This is a genomic window from Paracoccus sp. (in: a-proteobacteria) (genome assembly GCF_035556475.1).
Taxonomy (GTDB): Bacteria; Pseudomonadota; Alphaproteobacteria; order Rhodobacterales; family Rhodobacteraceae; genus Paracoccus.
The window spans coordinates 55,951-75,971 of record NZ_DATMFA010000074.1 but is presented as its reverse complement, the minus strand read 5'-3'; the positions used below and the strand labels follow the sequence as shown (position 1 = coordinate 75,971).

The 20,021-nt window shown below is 66.1% G+C and carries 21 protein-coding genes; 12 read left to right on the top strand and 9 right to left on the bottom strand.

The features are described 5' to 3' along the window. Positions 1–100: 100 nt before the first annotated feature. From VNQ78_RS09620 to VNQ78_RS09610, 3 genes are all read left to right on the top strand, one after another. Positions 101–1,168: an NUDIX domain-containing protein gene (locus VNQ78_RS09620; protein ID WP_325689075.1), complete on the top strand. Its 1,068-nt coding sequence runs from the start codon at positions 101–103 to the stop codon at positions 1,166–1,168. 85 nt (positions 1,169–1,253) lie between these two features. Beyond that, a complete protein-coding gene (locus VNQ78_RS09615; RefSeq protein WP_325689073.1) occupies positions 1,254–2,285 on the top strand; it encodes a cysteine synthase A in 1,032 nt (343 codons plus the stop codon). A gap of 10 nt (positions 2,286–2,295) precedes the next feature. Then, entirely contained in the window at positions 2,296–4,827 is a 2,532-nt protein-coding gene (locus VNQ78_RS09610; protein WP_325689071.1) for a DUF3772 domain-containing protein, read from the top strand. A 9-nt stretch (positions 4,828–4,836) separates the two neighbouring features. Here the strand turns inward: VNQ78_RS09610 and VNQ78_RS09605 are convergent, their stop codons facing one another. The 4 genes from VNQ78_RS09605 to VNQ78_RS09590 all read right to left on the bottom strand — a co-directional run bounded on the left by VNQ78_RS09605 (position 4,837) and on the right by VNQ78_RS09590 (position 9,943). Further along, positions 4,837–5,910 (bottom strand): AI-2E family transporter, encoded by a 1,074-nt coding sequence (locus tag VNQ78_RS09605; RefSeq protein WP_325689069.1) that lies wholly within the window; start codon positions 5,908–5,910, stop codon positions 4,837–4,839. 63 nt (positions 5,911–5,973) lie between these two features. After that, complete coding sequence (gyrA, locus tag VNQ78_RS09600; protein WP_414694055.1) at positions 5,974–8,652, bottom strand: DNA gyrase subunit A; 2,679 nt, start codon at positions 8,650–8,652, stop codon at positions 5,974–5,976. A 147-nt stretch (positions 8,653–8,799) separates the two neighbouring features. Next, on the bottom strand, positions 8,800–9,294 hold the full coding sequence (locus tag VNQ78_RS09595; protein ID WP_325689065.1) for a disulfide bond formation protein B: 495 nt from the start codon (positions 9,292–9,294) through the stop codon (positions 8,800–8,802). A gap of 52 nt (positions 9,295–9,346) precedes the next feature. Further along, positions 9,347–9,943 (bottom strand): DedA family protein, encoded by a 597-nt coding sequence (locus VNQ78_RS09590; RefSeq protein WP_325689063.1) that lies wholly within the window; start codon positions 9,941–9,943, stop codon positions 9,347–9,349. A 128-nt stretch (positions 9,944–10,071) separates the two neighbouring features. Between VNQ78_RS09590 and ypfJ the strand changes: the two genes are divergently transcribed. Then, a complete protein-coding gene (ypfJ, locus tag VNQ78_RS09585) occupies positions 10,072–10,920 on the top strand; it encodes a KPN_02809 family neutral zinc metallopeptidase (protein WP_325689061.1) in 849 nt (282 codons plus the stop codon). 18 nt (positions 10,921–10,938) lie between these two features. On the opposite strand, the gene VNQ78_RS09580 is transcribed toward ypfJ, so the two are convergent. Next, complete coding sequence (locus tag VNQ78_RS09580) at positions 10,939–11,127, bottom strand: hypothetical protein (protein ID WP_325689059.1); 189 nt, start codon at positions 11,125–11,127, stop codon at positions 10,939–10,941. A gap of 56 nt (positions 11,128–11,183) precedes the next feature. On the opposite strand from VNQ78_RS09580, the gene VNQ78_RS09575 reads away from it, so the two are divergent. Then, positions 11,184–11,639 carry a type II toxin-antitoxin system RatA family toxin gene (locus tag VNQ78_RS09575; protein WP_325689057.1) on the top strand — a complete coding sequence of 152 codons (456 nt, stop codon included), beginning with the start codon at positions 11,184–11,186 and terminating at the stop codon, positions 11,637–11,639. Here the strand turns inward: VNQ78_RS09575 and VNQ78_RS09570 are convergent. The 4 genes from VNQ78_RS09570 to VNQ78_RS09555 all read right to left on the bottom strand — a co-directional run bounded on the left by VNQ78_RS09570 (position 11,624) and on the right by VNQ78_RS09555 (position 15,168). Continuing rightward, positions 11,624–12,232, bottom strand: a complete 609-nt coding sequence (locus VNQ78_RS09570; RefSeq protein WP_325689055.1) for a gamma-glutamyl kinase — start codon at positions 12,230–12,232, stop codon at positions 11,624–11,626. The genes VNQ78_RS09575 and VNQ78_RS09570 overlap by 16 nt on opposite strands. An 81-nt stretch (positions 12,233–12,313) precedes the next feature. After that, positions 12,314–13,204 (bottom strand): alpha/beta hydrolase, encoded by an 891-nt coding sequence (locus tag VNQ78_RS09565; protein WP_325689053.1) that lies wholly within the window; start codon positions 13,202–13,204, stop codon positions 12,314–12,316. Positions 13,205–13,366: 162 nt separating this feature from the next. Beyond that, positions 13,367–14,257, bottom strand: a complete 891-nt coding sequence (locus VNQ78_RS09560) for a DMT family transporter (protein ID WP_325689051.1) — start codon at positions 14,255–14,257, stop codon at positions 13,367–13,369. Between the two features lie 2 nt (positions 14,258–14,259). After that, entirely contained in the window at positions 14,260–15,168 is a 909-nt protein-coding gene (locus VNQ78_RS09555) for a DMT family transporter (protein ID WP_325689049.1), read from the bottom strand. A 345-nt stretch (positions 15,169–15,513) separates the two neighbouring features. On the opposite strand from VNQ78_RS09555, the gene ffh reads away from it, so the two are divergent. From ffh to trmD, 7 genes are all read left to right on the top strand, one after another. Next, positions 15,514–17,010 carry a signal recognition particle protein gene (gene ffh, locus VNQ78_RS09550; RefSeq protein ID WP_325689047.1) on the top strand — a complete coding sequence of 499 codons (1,497 nt, stop codon included), beginning with the start codon at positions 15,514–15,516 and terminating at the stop codon, positions 17,008–17,010. Beyond that, positions 17,010–17,543 carry a GNAT family N-acetyltransferase gene (locus VNQ78_RS09545; protein ID WP_325689045.1) on the top strand — a complete coding sequence of 178 codons (534 nt, stop codon included), beginning with the start codon at positions 17,010–17,012 and terminating at the stop codon, positions 17,541–17,543. Before ffh ends, VNQ78_RS09545 begins: the two co-directional genes overlap by 1 nt. Positions 17,544–17,614: 71 nt before the next feature. Beyond that, complete coding sequence (locus VNQ78_RS09540) at positions 17,615–17,911, top strand: chorismate mutase (protein ID WP_325689043.1); 297 nt, start codon at positions 17,615–17,617, stop codon at positions 17,909–17,911. Between the two features lie 46 nt (positions 17,912–17,957). Beyond that, entirely contained in the window at positions 17,958–18,323 is a 366-nt protein-coding gene (gene rpsP / locus VNQ78_RS09535; protein ID WP_325689041.1) for a 30S ribosomal protein S16, read from the top strand. 5 nt (positions 18,324–18,328) lie between these two features. Continuing rightward, positions 18,329–18,838 carry a ribosome maturation factor RimM gene (rimM, locus tag VNQ78_RS09530; protein ID WP_414694054.1) on the top strand — a complete coding sequence of 170 codons (510 nt, stop codon included), beginning with the start codon at positions 18,329–18,331 and terminating at the stop codon, positions 18,836–18,838. Next, positions 18,835–19,170, top strand: coding sequence for a hypothetical protein (locus VNQ78_RS09525; protein WP_325689039.1), 336 nt, complete (start codon positions 18,835–18,837; stop codon positions 19,168–19,170). The genes rimM and VNQ78_RS09525 overlap by 4 nt, the downstream gene beginning before the upstream one ends. After that, positions 19,167–20,021, top strand: a complete 855-nt coding sequence (trmD, locus tag VNQ78_RS09520; RefSeq protein ID WP_325689038.1) for a tRNA (guanosine(37)-N1)-methyltransferase TrmD — start codon at positions 19,167–19,169, stop codon at positions 20,019–20,021. The genes VNQ78_RS09525 and trmD overlap by 4 nt, the downstream gene beginning before the upstream one ends.

Below are 20,021 nucleotides of genomic sequence, written 5' to 3'. Positions count from 1 at the left end.
GAAAAAAGCGCGAAACTTTTCGCTTCCTTTTCATCAGGTGACAGATGAGACCTTTTGCAATCGTGACGCGCCGGGACGGCGCAGGCCACAGGGGCGCGCGATGCCGATCCTGATCGGGCCGCTGGCGCATCCGCTTTTGCGCGCAAGGCTGGCTCCCTGCGCGAAGGAGGGCGAAGCGCTGCGGGGCCGGCTGGTCGGGGGCCGTGACGCGGGAATCGTTCCGGGGGGATTTCCGGCCCTCAAGCCGGGCGATGACCTGATTCCGGCATGGGAAACGGATTGGACCCCGGCGCTCGAGCGTTATGCCGCGATTTTCGGCCTCGAGGTGCAGACGATTGGCGGGCGCGAGGTCATGGGAACCGGCACCGGCGGTGCCGAGGGCGCATGGCAGCCGGAGCTTGCCGCCGGGATTGCGGATTGGCTGCTCGGGCGTCAGGCGGACCGTCCCGTCGAAGCCCTGCGCCGCAGGCTGCCTCTGATCGCAGGTTGGGTCGCCTCGCGCCTCCGCGCCGGGATCGAGACGGCGGATCTGCCGCAGCTCGGGCCGGAGGGAGAGGAACGGGTGCGGCTGGTCGGCTGGCACGAACCCTATGCCGAGCATTTCTCGGTCGAATCGCTGGTTCTGCGTCAAAGGCGGCATCGCGGCGACTGGTCGCCCGAGATGGAGCGGGCGATTTTCGTCTCGGGTGACGCAACCGTCGTCCTGCCCTGGGATCCGGCGCGCGATCGGGTGCTGCTGATCGACCAGTTCCGCCCCGGTCCCGTCGCAAGGGGCGATGCGCAGCCGTGGCTTTACGAGACGGTCGCGGGCCGGGTCGATCCGGGCGAGACGCCGGAACAGGCGGCGCGGCGCGAAGCCGTCGAAGAGGCGGGGATCACCCTCAGCCGGCTGGTTCCGGGGCCGCATCATTATTCCAGCCCCGGCGCGATGGCCGAATATCTCTATCTCTATGTCGGCATTACCGACCTGCCGGATGAGGTGGCCGGATTCGGCGGGCTGGATAGCGAGGACGAGGACATCCGGTCGCATGTCCTGCCGCGTGCGGAACTGGCGCGGATGGCGCTTGCGGGCGAGATCCGAAACGGGCCGCTCTTGACGCTTGCACTGTGGCTGGAACTCGGTGCCGCGCGGATTCGCGCGGAACTCGGGCTGGCCCAGACCGGTTGATGATGGGATCGGGTCGCCCCACGGGCTTGTCGCCCTGGGGCGGCCGCGTGTAGACCGGGGGCGATCATTTCGCGAAAGGCCCGCCATGCGCATCTGCCCCGACCTCGCCTCTGCCATCGGCAATACCCCCCTGATCCGCCTGAAACGTGCCTCGGAAGAAACCGGCTGCGAGATCCTGGGCAAGGCCGAGTTCATGAATCCCGGCCAGTCGGTCAAGGACCGGGCCGCCCTCTATATCATCAAGGACGCCGTCGCGCGGGGCGAGTTGAAGCCCGGCGGCACCATCGTCGAGGGCACGGCCGGGAATACCGGCATCGGTCTTGCGCTGGTCGGCGCCTCGATGGGCTTCCGTTCGGTCATCGTCATCCCCGAGACGCAGAGCCAGGAAAAGAAGGACATGCTGCGCCTTGCCGGGGCCGAGCTGGTCGAGGTTCCGGCGGCACCCTACAAGAACGCGAACAACTATGTCCGCTATTCCGGCCGCTTGGCCGAGGAACTGGCGCGGACCGAGCCGAATGGCGCGATCTGGGCCAACCAGTTCGACAATGTCGCGAACCGTCGCGCCCATATCGAGACCACCGGCCCCGAGATCTGGGAGCAGACCGGCGGCAAGGTCGACGGCTTCATCTGTTCGGTCGGCTCGGGCGGGACGCTGGCCGGCGTCGCGATGGCCCTGCAGCCGAAGGGCGTCAAGATCGGTCTGGCCGATCCCGAAGGCGCGGCGCTTTACAGCTTCTACACCGAGGGCGTTTTTGAAAGCCCCGGCTCTTCGATCACCGAGGGGATCGGGCAGGGCCGCATCACAGCCAATCTCGAGGGCTTCACCCCCGATTTCTCGTATCGCATCCCGGATGCCGAGGCGCTGCCGGTCATTTTCGACCTGCTGGAATATGAAGGGCTCTGCCTTGGCGGCTCCTCGGGGATCAATGTCGCCGGTGCGGTTCGGATGGCGCGGGATATGGGGCCGGGACATACCATCGTCACCGTGCTCTGCGACTATGGCACGCGCTATCAGACCAAGCTTTTCAACCCGGAATTCCTGCGCGCCAAGGGCTTGCCGGTCCCCGAATGGCTGACCCGCAAGCCCGCCGGTCTTCCCGAAGTGTTCGAGGACTGAGAGCTTGGGGATGCAGCGCCTGATGGTCCTGATCGCGGCTTTGCTGCTGACCCTGTCGCTTGCGACGGGGTCTGCGGTCATGGCGCAGGAGCAGCCGCCCCAACCCGATTACGATGCGTGGATGAAGCAGGCCGATCAGGCCGAGGAGTTGCTTGAAACCGGAAAGGCCGATGATGACGCCCTGCAGGGGTTGCGGGAACGGGCGGTGCAGTGGCGCGAGACCTTCCACGCGGCGCAGGGCACGAACTCGACCCGGATCGCGACGCTGAAGGACCAGATCGCCGCGCTTGGCCCGCTGCCGGCCGAGGGGCAGACCGAGTCGGAGGATGTCGCCGCCCGGCGCAAGGATCTGAACACGCAGCTTTCCGAGCTTCAGGCACCCGGCCTGAAGGCGGTCGAGGCCTATGGCCGCGCGGACGGGATCATCCAGCAGATCGACCAGACCATCCGGCTGCGGCAGGCCAATGCCCTGATCCGCAGGACGCCCACGCCGCTCAATCCCGCGCATTGGGGGACCGCGCTGAAGGAAGGGGCGGACCTTGCCGGCAAGGTCTATGCCGAGGTCAAGGAGAACTGGAAATCTCTGGGCAGCGGACAGGACCGGATCGAAAGGCTGCTGGTCACCTCTGCCTTCCTGATCGCGGCGCTGCTCTTGCTGTCGCGCGGGCGGCATTGGGTGGATTCGCTGCCCTCGCGCCTTTCGGCCCGCGCCAGCGACCGCTCGCGCGCGGCGCTGATCTTTGCCGTCTCGCTCGGCCAGATCGCGATTCCCTTCCTTGGCGTGCTGCTGGGCATCGCGGCGCTTGTCGCGACCGAGCTTTTCCGCGACTGGGGGCGTCCGCTGCTGATGGCGATCCCGGCGGCGAGCATGACCTTCTTCGGCGGCTTCTGGCTGGTCCGGCGCATCTTCCCCGAACCGGGAACCTCGACCTCCCAGCCGCTGCCGATGACCGAAGATCTGCGCCGGATGGCGGCGTTCCGCGCGACGATGCTGACATTCGCCCTGGCGATCCATCAAGTTGTCGCGCGCCCGGTGCTGCCATTGTCGGGATTTCCCAGCCAGAACCCCACCGAAACCGTGCCCGAGCAACTCAGCGAGGCCTCGGCCGGGGTCTGGCACCTGCTGATCATCCTTCTGGGTGCCTTCTTCCTCTACCAGCTTTGCAACGTCCTGCGGCGCTTGAAGCCGGAAGGGGGCAATACCCCGGATTACCGCACCCGTATCGTCGTCTATCTGGGCATGGCGGGACGGCTTGTCGCGCTGGCCGCGCCGCTTCTGGCGATGGCGGGATATGTGACGGCCGGGAACGCCTTCCTCTGGGCCACGACCATGACGCTGGCGCTGGTCGGCCTGCTGATCGTGCTGCAGGACTTCATTGCCGACCTCTATGCGATGGCGAAGGGGGGCGACCAGTCGGCGCGCGACGCCTTGATGCCGGTCCTGATCAGCTTTGCGCTGGTCGTTCTGTCGCTGCCTCTCTTCGTCCTGATCTGGGGCGGGCGCGGCAGCGATCTGGGCGAGGCGTGGAAAAGCATCGAGGAAGGGTTCAGCTTCGGCGGCGTCCGGCTGTCTCCGGTCGCGATCCTGACCTTCCTGATCGTCTTCGGCGCGGGCTATTCGCTGACCCGCTTCATTCAGGGCGCGTTCAGAAGCTCTATTCTGCCCAAGACGCGGCTGGACGCCGGCGGGCAGAATGCCGTGGCCTCGATGCTGGGCTATGTCGGCGTCGCGCTGGCGACGGTGCTGGCGATTTCCTCGGCCGGGATCGACCTCTCGTCCCTTGCCATCGTCGCCGGTGCGCTGTCGGTCGGTATCGGTTTCGGCATGCAGCAGGTGGTGTCGAACTTCGTCTCGGGCATCATCCTGTTGGTCGAGCGTCCGATCGCGGTCGGCGACTGGATCGAGGTTGGCGGCAAGCAGGGCACGGTCAAGAAGATGTCGGTGCGCGCGACCCAGATCCAGACCTTCGACCGCAACAACGTGATCGTCCCGAATTCGGACCTGATCACCCAGCAGGTGACGAACTGGACGCGCGGCAGCCTTCAGGGCCGCATCATCGTGCCGGTGGGCGTCGCCTATGGCAGCGATACGCGCAAGGTCGCGAAGATCCTGATGGAGATTGCCGAGGACCAGCCGACGGTGCTGATCAACCCGCCGCCGGCGGTGCTGTTTCGCGGCTTCGCGGCCGACAGCATGACATTCGAGATCCGCGCCGTCCTGTCCGACATCAACGGCGGGGCAGGCGTGACCTCGGAGATCAACCACGAGATCGCGCAGCGTTTCGCCCAGGAAGGGATCGAGATCCCCTATGCGCAGCGCGACATCTGGCTGCGCAATCCCGAGGTGCTGGCCCTGCTCGCCGCCGGTGCGGCGAATGCCGCGGCCGAGACCGGGGCGACGCCGCAGAAGCCCGAGGCCCCGCCCGCCGCGGCCACACCCAAGGCGCCGCCGCTCCATCGCGACGAGGCGCCGGTCTATGACGATGATGCGGACGGGGATGGCGACGCAGACGGCGACAATGACGGGGACAGCAGGGGCTGATCCCCCGCCTCAGCCGCGCAGCCGCGCGTGCGGGGGTTCCTGCTCGGGCAGCCCCTCGTGCGAGATCATGATGGCGAGCGGCCTCAGCCACGGGATATGGGCGCAGACGATCATCAGCGCCACCATGATCGGCACGGCAAGGAAAGTGCCGGCAATGCCCCAGATCGCGCCCCAGAAGGCCAGCGACAGCACGATCCCGAAGGATGAGAGCCGCAGCGTCTGCCCCAGCAGCATCGGATCGAAGATATTGCCGATCACGAAATGCACCGCCGTGCAGGCGCTGCCAATCATCAGCGTCGTCGTCGGGTCGCCGGTCTGGGCCAGCACAACCGCAATCGCGATCACGGCCGCGATGATCGAGCCGATGGTCGGGATGAAATTCAGGATGAAGGTGAAGGTCGCGACCGCGCCGGAAAGCTCAAGCCCCGCGCCGCGAAAAATCCCCCAGATCAGGCCCGCCGTCACGAAGCTGATCGCCGCCTTGACGACCAGATAGCGGTTAACCCGGCTCATGATGCTGTAGATGATGCGCAGCACCTCGCCCGCGCGCGCGGGGTTGCCGGTCAGCCGTTCGATCTTGATCGGAAACCAGATGCGTTCGGCGAACATGAAGCCCACGAAGGTCAGGACCAGCACCGAGCCCGAAATCAGGTTGGAGGCCTGCGAGGCGGCGGAACGGGCCCAGCCCGCAAAGTCGATGCTGCCAAGGAAGGTCACGATCGATTCCTGCACCCGCGGTCCCCAGCGTTGGCTGAGATTGGCCAGCGTCGCCTGCGCCCGGTCGGCATAGAGGATCGAGGTCGTGACCACCTCGTTCACCTGCGCAACCACCGTCGTCGCGGCCCAGAGCAGGCCGATCGCAATGGCGATCAGCGCCAGCGTCGTCGCCAGCCAGTTCGGCACCTTAAGCCGCGCAAAGGCCGAAATCGCCTCGCTGGTGAGCGAGAAGATGATGATTGCGAAAGCAAGGCAGATCAGTATGAACCGCGCCTGCGTCAGCAGGAACAGGATCAGCGCAAAGGCGATGACGCCCAGAAATCCGGTTTGCAGCCGCTCGCTGAGCTGCGAGTCATTTGCGCTCAAGACTTCCCCTTACCCCTTTGCCCGAACCGGGACGCGGCCGGGGCTGCTCACCCCGGCGCTGGCTCAGGCCTCGGCCTCATCCTCGCCATTCTCGGCGATGCGGGCAACAGAAACCACGAATTCGCCGCTTGCCGTATTGAAGACGCGCACGCCGCCAGCAGAACGCGACCGGAAGCTGATCCCGTCGACAGGCACGCGGATCGACTGGCCGGTCGAGGTTGCCAGCATGATCTGGTCGTCGCCCTCGACCGGGAAGCTTGCCACAAGATCGCCGCCGCGCATCGCCTTGTCCATGGCCATGACACCCTGGCCGCCGCGCCCGCGCACCGGGTAGTCATGCGAGGAGCTGATCTTGCCCGAGCCGGTGGCGGTGATGGTCAGGATCAGATCCTCGGCCGCCGACATCTCGGCATAGCGTTCCTGGGTGATGCTGCCTTCGGCCACCGCATCCTCGTCCTCATCGGCCTCGGCGCCGTCATCGAGCGCACCAGCGACCGCGCGGCGCATCTTCAGATAGGCGGCACGCTCGGCCGGGTCGGCCTCGAAATGGCGGATGACGGACATGCTGACGACCTGATCGCCCTTGCCCAGTCGGATACCGCGCACGCCGGTCGAGTTGCGGCTTTGGAAGACGCGCAGGTCGGTGGTCTGGAACCGGATCGCGCGGCCCTTGGCAGTGACCAGCATGATGTCGTCGTCATCCGTCGCCATGCGCACGCCGATAAGTTCCACCCCTTCGGGCAGCTTCATCGCGATCTTGCCATTGCGCATGATGTTGGTGAAATCGGACAGCGCATTGCGGCGAACGTCGCCTTCCGATGTGGCGAAGACAACCTGATAGTCTTCCCAGTCCTTCTCGGGCGCGTCCATCGGCAGCAGCGCCGCGATCGAGACGCCGGGCTGGATCGGCAGGATATTGACGATGGCCTTGCCCTTGGCGGTCCGGCCCGCCAGCGGCAGGCGCCAAGTCTTCAGCCGATAGACCATGCCGTCGGTGGTGAAGAACAGAAGCTCGGTATGGGTATTCGCGACGAAGAGGGTGGTGACGAGGTCGTCCTCTTTCGTGGCCATGCTGGACAGGCCCTTGCCGCCGCGCCGTTGGCTGCGGAATTCGGCCAGGGCGGTGCGCTTGATATAGCCGCCCGAGGTGATGGTGACGACCATGTCCTCGCGCTCGATCAGATCCTCGTCGTCCATGTCACCGGCCCAGTCGGTGATCTCGGTCCGGCGCGGCACGGCGAACTGCTCCCTGACCTCGCGCAGCTCGTTCGAGATGATGGCCATGATCCGCTCACGCGAGGCGAGGATGGCGAGGAATTCGCGGATCGAATCCGCAAGCTTCTTCAGCTCGTCCGTGACCTCCTGAACGCCAAGCTGGGTCAGGCGCTGCAGGCGCAGTTCCAGAATGGCGCGGGCCTGCGTCTCGGAGAGGTTATAGGTGCCGTCCTCGTTCACCGGATGCAGCGGGTCGTCGATCAGCTTCAGGTATTCGACGATCTCATGTGCGGGCCAGCGGCGCGACATCAGGCGCTCGCGCGCCTCGGCGGCATCGGCCGAGCTTCGGATGGTCGCGACCACCTCGTCCACGTTCGAGACGGCCACGGCAAGGCCGCAGAGGACATGCGCGCGCTCGCGCGCCTTGCGCAGCTCATGCGCGGTGCGCCGGGCGACCACCTCCTCGCGGAAGGTCAGGAAATGGGTCAGGAAGTCGCGCAGCGCCAGTTGCTCGGGCCGGCCGCCGTTCAGCGCCAGCATGTTGCAGCCAAAGCTGGTCTGCATGGGCGTAAAGCGGAAAAGCTGGTTCAGCACCACCTCGGCCGTGGCGTCGCGCTTCAGTTCGATCACCACGCGGACGCCGACCCGGTCGGATTCGTCCTGAACATGGGCGATGCCCTCGATGCGCTTTTCCTTGGCGAGTTCGGCGATCTTCTCGATCAGGCTGGCCTTGTTCACCTGATAGGGGATTTCGTCCAGCACGATCAGCTGGCGGCCATTGCGGCCTTCCTCGATCCGGGTCTTGGCGCGGATGATGACGCTGCCACGCCCCTCCAGATAGGCCTTGCGCGCGCCCGAGCGGCCAAGGATGATCCCGCCGGTCGGGAAATCGGGGCCGGGCACGATCTCGAGCAGACGCTCGGTCGGAAGGTCGGGGTTCTCGATCAGCGCCAGCGTCGCGTCGATGACTTCGCCAAGGTTGTGGGGCGGGATATTGGTCGCCATGCCGACGGCGATGCCGCCCGCGCCGTTGACCAGCATGTTGGGGAAGCGCGCGGGCAGGACGGTCGGCTCGCGGTCCTTGCCGTCATAGTTGTCCTGGAAATCGACGGTATCCTTGTCGATGTCCATCATCAGATAGGCGGCGGGCTTGTCCATCCGCACTTCGGTATAGCGCATGGCCGCGGGGCTGTCCCCGTCCATGCTGCCGAAGTTGCCCTGACCGTCCAGCAGCGGCAGCGACATGGAAAAGTCCTGCGCCATCCGCACCAGCGCGTCATAGATCGAGGCATCGCCATGCGGGTGATACTTACCCATCGTGTCGCCGACCGGGCGCGCCGACTTGCGATAGGGCTTGTCATGGGTGTTGCCGGTCTCGTGCATGGCGAAAAGCACGCGCCGGTGCACCGGCTTCAGCCCGTCGCGCAGGTCGGGAATCGCGCGGCTGACGATGACCGACATGGCATAGTCGAGGTAGGACGAGCGCATCTCGCGGGCGATGTCGATCACCGGCCCGTCATGGGCCATTACCGTGCGTTCGGGTGCGCGGTTCTCGTTGGTGTCGTCATCGTCGTGATCGGGGGTATCGGACACTGGATCGCCTCAACATTTTGTTGATGACGGTCTATCCCATACCAGTCGCGGGCGCAATCTTGACGGCCGGGAAAACGGCCCTCAGGCCAGTCCCTCGACCCTTTTGCGCCCGCGCAGGCAGGCCGCCCAGAGCGCGGCGAGCCCGGCCGAGCAGATCGCGTTCCAGCCCGCCATGGAAATGCCGAAGAGCTTCCAGCTCACTTCGTCGCAGCGCACGACCGGAGCCCTCTCCAGCGCCGCCATCAGATCCTGCGTCGACATGGTGGCAAGGCCCGAGACGCCGCCCGAGCAATGCTGCGGACCCAGCCACAGCTTCAGTTCGACCCCGCTGTGATAGACGGCGAGGCCGAATGCGGTCAACGCTGCGATCAGCCCGAGGAGCGCGAGCCAGCGCCGCCAGCCCAGCACCCAGATCAGCGCGCCAATGATGGCGGCGGCCAGATGCGGCCAGCGCTGCAGGATGCAAAGCTCGCATGGCGCATAGCCAAGGCTCTGGAAGGTCAGCGCGGCGGCGAGCAGCGCGGCCGATCCGGCCCCGGCCAGCATCCCGATCTGTTTGTGGGTCATCTGGGTCATGCCGTCCGGTTAGGGCCGCCCGGCCCGCCGGGCAAGTGCCGTTTGCGTGATCTCAATGCGGTTTCCACGTGAACACGCGGTAGAGATAGACCACCACCACCACCGCGACCACCAGCTTCGACAGCGGATCGACGTAATCGGCGACCAGCGCGTAATTCTCGTGCAGGATCAGGCCTGCGACGGTCAGCATCCCGGTCCAGAGCGCGCTGCCGAGGGTGGTGAAGATCAGGAACTTGCCGAACGGCATCGTCGAGAGCCCCGCCGGAACCGAGATCAGCGTGCGGATCGTCGGCAGCATCCGTCCGAAAAAGACCGCCGCAGTCCCGTGCCGGTCGAACCATTCCCGCGCCTTGTCGATATCCGAGGGCGAGAGCGTCAGCAGCCGCCCATGCCGCGCCGCAAAGCGCTTCAGCCGCGCCTCGCCGATCGCCTTGCCGACGTAATACCAGAAAAGCGTCCCGATGACCGAGCCGACCGTCCCGGCAAGGATCGTCAGCGCCAGCGACAAATCGCCCCGCCCGGCGAGGAAACCCGCCAGCGGCATGATGATCTCCGAGGGAATGGGCGGGAAAAGGTTCTCTGCCACCATCAGCAGCAAGACGCCCAGATAACCCCAGCCCTCGATCGTCGAAACCACCCAGTCGAACATGCGTTACTCCAAATGCCTTGGGGCTTGCTGAAGATCGCGGGCGATGCTGTCAAGTCTCTGGGGAGTATTGTGGATCGAAGCTTTTGGAGTAGCCTGAGCGTGTCGGGCTGGGGCGAGGAGGGATATTCATGCAATGGCGGGGCAGGCGCGAGAGCCGGAACGTCGAGGATCGTCGTGGGCTGACGACGGCGGGCGCCGGAGGAATGGGCGTCGTCGGCGTCCTCGTGGTGCTGGCGGTCGGTTATTTCTTCGGAATCGACATTTCGCCCATCATCGGTGCGATGGATCAGGGCCAGCAGACCGGCGAGACGCGCGAGCTGACCCCGGAAGAGCAGGAGATCGGGCAATTCGTCTCGGTCGTGCTGGCCGATACCGAGGAGGTCTGGAGCCGGGTGCTGCCCGAGCAGGCGGGAGTCCAATATGTCGACCCGACGCTTGTGATGTTCTCGGGCGCGGTGCAATCGGCCTGCGGCGGCGCTTCGGCCGCGATGGGGCCGTTCTATTGCCCGAATGACCAGAAGCTTTATCTCGACACCGATTTCTTCACGATCATGCAGAAGAAGATGGGGGCGGGGGGCGATTTCGCCTATGCCTATGTCGTGGCCCATGAGGTCGGCCACCATGTCCAGAACCTGCTGGGCGTCCTTGGCGAGACGATGAAGCTGCGCCAGCAGGTGGGCGAGGCCGACGCCAACCGCATCTCGGTCCTGACCGAGCTTCAGGCCGATTGCTTCGCCGGGGTCTGGGGCAAGAACGCCAGCGAGCAGTTCGGCACGATCGAGGATGGCGATATCGAGGAGGCGCTGAACGCCGCCTCGGCCGTGGGCGACGATACGCTGATGCAGCAGGCCGGGCGGGCGGTGCGGCCGGAAAGCTTCACCCACGGTTCCGCGCAGGACCGGATGACATGGTTCAAGCGCGGCTTCGATTCGGGCCAGATCGCGCAATGCAATACGTTCAAGGAGGCGGGGCTTTAGCCGCCGCGCTGGATGAGGTCACGGCCGGGGCAGGTGCATGCCGCGCGGGCGATCCATGGTCGCCCAGTCCGGCCACATGCCGAAATGCTCAAGCCCGACCAGCACCGCGCAGATTGCAAGGACGGCGAGAACCAGCTTGACGCGTTTCGCGCTGGGCGGGTTGCGGGCCCAGCGTGAGGCCCGGATCAGCCACAGGAGGTTGTTCATTTGCCCGTTCCTTTGCTAAGTGCTGCCCGAAACGGAACAAGCTCCGGGACTATCTCTTGCCTCACCACAGCGACAGCCGCATCCTGCCCTATACCGCCGACCAGATGTATGCGCTGGTCGCGGATGTCGAAAGCTATCCGCAATTCCTGCCCTGGAACAGCGCGGCCCGTATCCGGTCGCGCAAGCCCGGCCCCGAGGGCAGCGAGGTGATCGAGGCCGATCTGGTGATCAGCTTCAAGGTATTCCGCGAACGCTTCGGCAGCCGTGTCACGCTTTGGCCGGGCAAAAGCCGCATCGATACCGAATATCTGGACGGTCCGTTCAAATATCTCAAGAGCGGCTGGACCTTTGCCGACCTGCCCGAGGGCGGCTGCCGGATCGAGTTCTTCGTCGATTTCGAGTTCCGCAACGCGATCCTCGGCAAGGTCATCGGCGTCGTGTTTCATGAGGCGATGGTGCGTATCGTCCGCGCGTTCGAGGAACGGGCGAAGGTGCTTTACGGCGCCGCCTGACGCGCCGACTGCCAGACCTCGGTTTCACGCGAAAGTGCTGCGCGTGCCCAAGCCTCGACCTCGGGGTCGAGGTCGGTCGCGGCGCGGGGCGAGACATTGCTGCGGGGCAGTTCGATCGGCGTGCCGAGCCTTTGCGACAGGAACTCCACCAGCGCCGGCAGGGCCTCATAGCGATAGAGATGCTCGACCCGGATTTCTCCCTTGCCATTGGCGAGGAAGTCGGATTGCCGGTTCAGCCGCGCATAGGCCGGGCGCTCGCCCTCGGACAGGTAATCGCGCAGGAAGCGCTCGAAGGTGATATGCGCGGTGCTGTTCGGATGCCCGATCAGCCCGTCGCGGGCGCGAAAGCGATACCAGCTGCGCAGCCAGTCCAGCGGCTCGCGGATGACGGCCACGCGCTCGAAGGCGGGGCGGCCCAGCGAAGCGAGCAGCGGCTTGATCTGGGCGATGTACTGGCGATGGTTGATATGCTTGATCTCGGGACGCGAGCGGAACGAGATCTCGGCGCGCGGTGCCAGCGCCTGTTCGAGCGCGGTGGTGCCGGTCTTGGGCACGGAAAAGAGAACGAGGCGCGGTTCCAGGAAAATCAGCATCTAAATCAAACAAGAATGGCTCTGATACCGGGATTAGCGGCATGGGGCCTTGCTTTCAAGCAATGCCCGGCGCGGGGGCGGTCAGCCGCTTATTCCGGGCACGAGATGGCGGGCGAGGAAGTCCGCCATGTCGCCAAGCACGCGCTCGCCCCCGAAGGCGCGGGTGCCATGCCCCTCATCGGCCAGCAGTTCGAAGTCGATCGGAGCGTGCGGATCGACCCGGTGCCAGGCATTGCGCAGATGCTCGGCCTGATGGCCCGAGACGATGGTGTCCTGCATCCCGTGGCGGATCATCAGGGGCGGCAGCCGCAGACCATCGGACATGGCGGCGAGGCGGCCGACCGGGCCCATGGCCGTCGCCTCCCGCCGCTTTTTGCCGACCGCATAGCCGACCAGCAGCGACTCGACGCTTTCGGCGGAATCCGCCGGCGGGCGCTTTACCTGCAAACCCAGTCGCGCCATGTCCGCATCCATGCTGCCGAAATCCATCGGGCCATAGAAGTCGATCACCGCCGCCGGGGGCCAGCCTGCCTGCACCATGCTGAGCGCGGCCGAGACCGCGAGGAACGCCCCGGCCGAGCGCCCGCCGATCGCCAGCCGGTCGGAAAGGCCCAGTTCGCCCGCATGTTTCAGCAGGAAGGCCGCGGCGCTCAGCGCATCCTCCTGCTGGGCGGGCCAGCGCGCCTGGGCCGAGAGGCGGTAGTTGATCCGGGCGATGGCGATGCCGCGATCCAGCACCTGCTGCGGCACCTTCAGGTCGCGCTTGTCGCCGGTCCGAAAGCCGCCGCCGTGAATGTCGAGCAGCACCGGGAAGGGGCCATTCCCCTCGGGCCGGTAGATGTCGAGGGTGTTTCGCGTGGACCGATCGGAATAGGCGAGGTCGAGCAAGCCCGGCGCAGCCGTCGGACTTGAAAGCGCCGGCGTCGCCAGCGCGGCGGCGATGGAGACGAGAAGCGTGCGACGGGTGATCATCGGGTCTTGGGCCTTGGGGATCTGCGCTGAGTTTAGACGCTAACATCTGTGGCGCAGCGGACCAACTGCCGATTTTTCGGGGCCGGGGGATGGCGTGGCAAATTGCCCGCGGATGTGACATTCGGGTTCCAGTTGTCCCGATCGCGCGGCAGCCTTGGCGGCTCAGTCCTTGAGGAGCAGTAGCAGCGCCGCGCCGGTCGCCGCGATGCCGGGCAGCAGCAGAAGGCCCGGCAGCCCATGAGCCAGTCCCGATTCGATCACGATTACCCAAACGGGCGTCAGATAGGTATAGGCCATGACCTTGGCGGACGGCAGCCGCATCGCCGCATATTGCACCAGCGCGGTGGTGATGGCGCTGGCGAAGATCGCGACATAGAAGAGCGTGATCCAGACGATGGCGGGAAGGTTCGCCCAGTCGGTCTCGACGATCGCGCGCCAGCCCCAGATCGCGAGGATCAGCGCACCGGCGAGCAGCGTGCCGAAGGTCGAGACCAGCGGATGCTCGCCCCGGTTCAGGCGGCGCACCATCGGCGTGTAAAGCGCATGGGCGGCGCAGCCGACCAGATAGATCGCCTCGCCCCGGCCGAATTCCAGCCGCAGAAGCGCCGCCGGATCGCCCCGGAAGATCACCCAGAGCGATCCCGCCGCGCCAAGCGCCAGTGCGCCCGCCATGCGCGCGTTCATGCGCTGCCGCATCAGAAGCCAGGCGAAGCCCGCCGTCATGATCGGTGTCAAGGTGAAGACCGCCGCGGCGGAAACGGGCGGCGCGGTCTTCAGCCCCTCGAACATGAGGACGAAATAGGCCCCGAAAAGCCCGCCGAGGACAAGGTAGCGCCACGGCGCGCGGAACGAGCGGGCGGGCAGGCCCGGCCCGGCCAGCGCGACCGCGCCGATCACCGCCGCCGCAATCACGAAGCGCGCCGCCGAAATCGCCGCCGGGTCGATCAGGTTCGCCGCCCGCGCCCCGAACGAGAACGAGCCCGCGATCAGCAGCGAGAAGCCGAGCATGGCCGCGTGGCCTTTCAGCGCCTCGTGCGAGAGGTGCCGGTGCATTCCTATTTCCGCCATTTCAGCAATCTTCCGTCAATGAGCATCAGCCCCGCCGCGATCAGCGCCATGCCGAGCACATGGGCCGGGCCAAGCCTCTCGCCCAGAAAGAGCCAGCCGAGCAGGATGGCCGAGACTGGAACAAGAAAGGTCACGAGCGAGATATTCGTCGCCCCCGCCCGCGCGAGGATGCCGAAATAAAGCAGATAGGCGAGGCCGGTGCAGATGACACCCAGCGCAATCGCCGCCAGCCAGTGTATGGCATCGGCTTGCAGCGGCAGCCCGTCCGTCGCCAGCGCCACCGGGGTCAGCATCAGGGCCGAGGCCGTCACCATGCCCGCCGCCGCGACCTCGGGGCGGACGCCCATGCGCGCGAAACGACGGCCATAAGCGCCCGAAAGCGCATAGCAGACCGCAGCGCCCAGCACTGCGAGCTGATGAAGCAACCCGTGACCACGCCCGGCAAGCTGGTCCAGCCCCATCATCACCGCCACGCCGAACAGGCCCAGCACCACGCCGGCAAGCTTTGTCAGGTTGGCGCGCTCGTCGGCCAGCACGGCGGCGCTGACCAGCACCGTGAAAAGCGGCGTCGTCGCGTTCAGGATCGAGGCGAGGCCCGAGGGCACTTCGGTCTGGGCGAATGCGATCAGCGAGAAGGGCAGGATATTGTTCAGAAGCCCCATGACGGCGAAGGAAAGCCAGGTTCCCGCGTCGCGCGGCACGCTCAGCCCACGGGCCAGCACGAAGATCCAGAGGACCAGCGCCGCGACGCCCACGCGCAGCGCCACCAGCGTCAGCACCGCGAATTGCTGGACCCCGATGCTGATGAGGAAGAAGGAGCAGCCCCAGATCGCCGAGAGCAGCAGCAAGAGCGTCCAGTCCCGCGCTTCCATCCGGGTCGAGATTGCGCCGTTCATGTCGCGGTCCCCTTTCGCCGGATGCCGCGTCTGGGCGGGCATCCGTCTCTCCGTTATTCGGAAAATCCGGCAGGAGCCTTGACCGCAAGTCCCGGCAGGGTCAACTGGTATGGCGCGGCGGATGGGGGATTTCCCCGGAAAACCGGCCCTCGGCTTGACTTGAGGGGGTATTCGGCCTATCCACGCCCGGATTCCCGGAAGGACCGCCCTTCCGGTCCCCGCGCGAGTCGGGGATCGCCCCCCGTCAGCGCGTTGCGCCCACGGGGGCGTTACTGCTTATCATGCGCCCCTTCGGGATGCGCGCCAGAATGAAACCGACCGGCAACGACCTATGGAGGGCCGCCGATGTTTGAAAACCTGTCCGACCGCCTTGGCGGTGTATTCGACCGGCTGACCAAGCAGGGCGCTCTTTCCGAGGATGACGTCGCCGCCGCCATGCGCGAGGTTCGCGTCGCGCTGCTCGAGGCCGACGTTTCGCTGCCGGTGGCGCGCAGCTTCGTCAAGGCGGTGACCGGCAAGGCCACCGGCGCGGCGGTCACGAAATCGGTCACGCCCGGCCAGCAGGTCGTGAAGATCGTCCATGACGAGCTGATCAAGGTCTTGCAGGGCGAGGGCGAGCCGGACGCGCTCAGGATCGACAACCCGCCCGCGCCGATCCTGATGGTCGGCCTTCAGGGCTCGGGCAAGACGACGACCACCGCGAAGTTGGCGAAACGCCTGAAGGACCGCGAGAAAAAGCGCGTGCTGATGGCGTCGCTCGACACCAACCGCCCGGCCGCGATGGAGCAGCTTGCGATCCTCGGCCAGCAGGTCGGCGTCGATACCCTGCCGATCGTTCCGGGCGAAAACGCGGTCCAGATCGCGAAGCGCGCCAAGCAGCAGGCGACGCTGGGCGGCTATGACGTCTATATGCTCGACACTGCCGGCCGCCTCCATATCGACGAAGTCCTGATGGACGAGGTGCAGGCCGTTCGTGACGTGGCCGCCCCGCGTGAGACGCTGCTCGTCGTCGACGGCCTGACCGGTCAGGACGCGGTGAACGTCGCGACCGAGTTCGACGGCAAGGTCGGGATCTCGGGCGTGGTGCTGACGCGGATGGACGGCGACGGGCGCGGTGGCGCGGCGCTTTCCATGCGTGCCGTCACCGGCAAGCCGATCCGCTTCGTCGGCCTTGGCGAAAAGATGGACGCGATCGAGGTCTTTGACGCGCAGCGGATCGCCGGCCGCATCCTCGGCATGGGCGACATCGTCGCGCTGGTCGAGAAGGCACAGGAAGTGCTGGAGGTCGAGCAGGCCGAGCGCATGATGAAGCGCTTCCAGAAGGGTCTGTTCAACATGAACGACCTTCGCAGCCAGCTTGAGCAGATGATGAAGATGGGCGGGATGCAGTCCATCATGGGCATGATGCCGGGCATGGGCAAGATGGCCAAGCAGGCCGAGGCCGCGGGCCTCGACGACAAGGCGCTGAAGCGCCAGATCGCGCTCATCAACTCGATGACCAAGAAGGAACGGGCCAATCCCGACATGCTGCAGGCCAGCCGCAAGAAGCGCATCGCGGCCGGTGCGGGCATGGACGTGTCGGAGCTGAACAAGCTGCTGAAGATGCAGAAGCAGATGGCCGACACGATGAAAAAGCTGGGCAAGATGGGCAAGGGCGGGATGCTGAAGCAGGCCATGCGCGCCATGTCCGGCAAGGGCGGCGGCCTGCCCGATCTGGGCAATGTCGATCCCGCGAAAATGGCCGAAGCGACCAAGATGCTGCAAGACCCCAAGGGTCTCGGCGGTCAGCTTGGCGGCATGAACCTGCCCGGCGGGCTGTCGGGTCTGTTCGGTAAGAAATAATGATCCGCAGGACCGAGGCCCTCAGCGTGGATGTGCCGGTGATCGAGACCGATCGCCTGATCCTGCGCGCGCCGAGGTTCGAGGATCTGGAAGCGATCACCGCCTTTGGCCTCTCCGAGCGTTCGCGCCATGTCGGCGGGCCGATGAACGACTGGCAGAGCTGGGCCGCGCTGACCGGGATGATCGGTCACTGGATCATCCGTGGCTTCGGCTGGTGGATGATCGAGGAGAAGGCGACCGGCCTCGTCGCGGGGCGCACCGGCGTCGGCCATCACATCGACTGGCCCGAGCCGGAACTCGGCTGGCATCTCTATGACGGTTTCGAGGGCAGGGGCATCGCCTTCGAGGCGGCGCTGGCCGCGCGCGAACATGCCCATGCGGTGATGGGGCTTGGCCCGCTGATCTCGCTGATCGCGCATGAGAACATCCGCTCGCGCCGCCTTGCCGAGCGGCTGGGCGCGGCGCCGGAATCGGAAACCGTGATCCGCGGCACGCCCTGCCTGATCTTCCGCCACCCGATGGGGACGGCGTGACGATGACCCATACCCAGCACCTCTTCCAGCCCGCCCGGTGCATGCGCCGTGCATCCAGCCCGGAGACCTGAATGACTGAGCAGACCGCCCGCGCCGCAAGCCTGTTGAAAGAGCATCGCGCCAGCATCGACCGGCTGGACGCGATCCTTGTCTATACGCTGGCCGAACGGTTCAAGCACACCCAAGCCGTCGGCCGCCTCAAGGCCGAACACGACCTTCCTCCGTCCGATCCCGCCCGCGAGGCCTGCCAGATCGAGCGGTTGGAACGCCTCGCGCGCGAGGCCGATCTCGACCCGGAATTCGCGCGCAAATTCCTGAACTTCGTGATCTCGGAAGTTATCCGGCATCACGAGCAATTCCAGAAGTGACGGCGGATCAACCCCGCCAATCCCGCCATTTGTAAGGAGAATCTCAATGGCTATGAAAATCCGTCTGGCCCGTGGTGGCTCGAAGAAACGCCCGCATTACGCAATCGTCGCGACCGACTCGCGCATGCCGCGCGACGGCCGCTTCCTCGAGAAGCTGGGCACCTACAACCCGCTGCTGGCCAAAGACTCGGAAGACCGCGTCAAGATGGACATCGAGCGTGTGCAATACTGGATCGGCCAGGGCGCCCAGCCGACCGACCGCGTTGCCCGCTTCCTGGAAGCTGCCGGCGTGACCCCGAAAACCGAGCGCAAGAACCTGAAAAAAGGTGAGCCGGGCAAGGCCGCGAAAGAGCGTGCCGAAAAGCGTGCTGCGCGCGTCGCCGCCGCCTCCGAAGAAGCTGCTTCGGAATAATCCCGATGGCCGAGCGGATCTGTGTCGGCGCAATCGCGGGCGCCTTTGGCGTCCGGGGCGAGGTGCGGCTGAAAAGCTTCACCTCGGAGCCCAACGATATCGCCGCCTACGGTCCGCTCTGGTCCGAGGATGGCAAGCGCTCGTTCACCGTGCGGCTGACGCGGCCGGTGACGGGCGGGCTTGGCGCCCGGCTTGCGGGCGTCGAGACACGCGACGACGCGGAGGCGCTGAAGGGCGTGACGCTCTGGGCCGATCGCGACAAGCTGCCGGCGCTGCCGGATGACGAATTCTACCACACCGACCTGATCGGCCTTTCCGTCTATGACGCGGGCGGCGTGCTGATCGGCACGGTCCGCGCGATCTATGATCACGGCGCGGGCGATATTCTCGAGATTTTCGGACCCGGACGGAAACAGGCGTTGCTGCTGCCCTTTACCCGCGCCTTCGTGCCGACGGTGGACATCGCGGCGGGACGCATCATTGCCGACCCGCCCGAGGAAGAGGAGCAGGAATGATGCATCTTGCCTTGCTTGCGCTGGGTTTCATCCTGATGCTGACCGGCCCCTTCCTGCAGGGGCTGACGGGCAGCGACAATCCGAATGCCTATATCTTCGCCCCGGTGATGCTGGCCGGGCTGATCCCGTCGCTGGCGGGGCGCAATCTGTCGCCCAGCCCGAGGCTGATGGCGCAAGGCATCCTGATCTGCGGCGCGCTCTGCCTTGGGGCGTGGTATCTTGGCGGGCTTCTCGACCCGAGGCCGCTGCCTGCGGCTGCACCCATCGGCTGCGCGATTGCCGGTGCGCTCGTCACCGCCGCCGCGAATTTCCTGCGGCCCCGCAAGGCATGAGCGGGCCGTCGAAATCCCATGGCAGGCTCTCGATCCGCGAAAGCCTGCAACCGCGCGACCTGATGGCCGAGCCGCAGGTGCGCGGCGCCTGGACCGCGCAGATCGTCACCCTGTTCCCCGAGGCGTTCCCCGGCATCCTCGGCCTCTCGCTGACCGGCAAGGCGCTGGCCGAGGGGCTGTGGAACCTGCGCACCACCGATCTGCGCCCCTTCGGCATCGGCAAGCATCGCAATGTCGACGACACCCCGGCGGGCGGCGGCGCGGGCATGGTGATCCGCGCCGATGTGATGGATGCCGCCCTGCGCGAGACGGGCAGCCACCTGCCGGTGATCTATCTCTCGCCGCGCGGCAAGCCCTTCACGCAGGCCCGCGCGCGTGAGTTGGCGAACGGTCCCGGCATGACGCTGATCTGCGGCCGGTTCGAGGGTGTGGACCAGCGCGTGCTGGACGCCCACGCCGTTGAGGAGATCAGCATCGGCGACTATGTCCTGACCGGCGGAGAACTTGCCGCACAGGTCTTGATCGACGCGACGGTTCGCCTTATACCGCGCGTGCTGGGGAATCAGGACTCTCTGGCCGAGGAATCCTTTTCCGACGGCCTGCTTGAACATCCTCAGTATACGAAGCCCGCCCAGTGGGAAGGCCGCGCGATCCCGGAGGTTCTGCTGTCCGGTAATCACGCGGCTATTGCCATGTGGCGACGCGACATGGCCGAAAGGCTGACAAAGGAACGCCGCCCCGACCTGTGGCGGGCATATGAGCAAGCTCATATGGACCCGACAAAGGACCGACAGCTCTCGGGCGCATCAGACCAATCGCGGAACTACCGCGAGCAACAAGAGGATCAATAG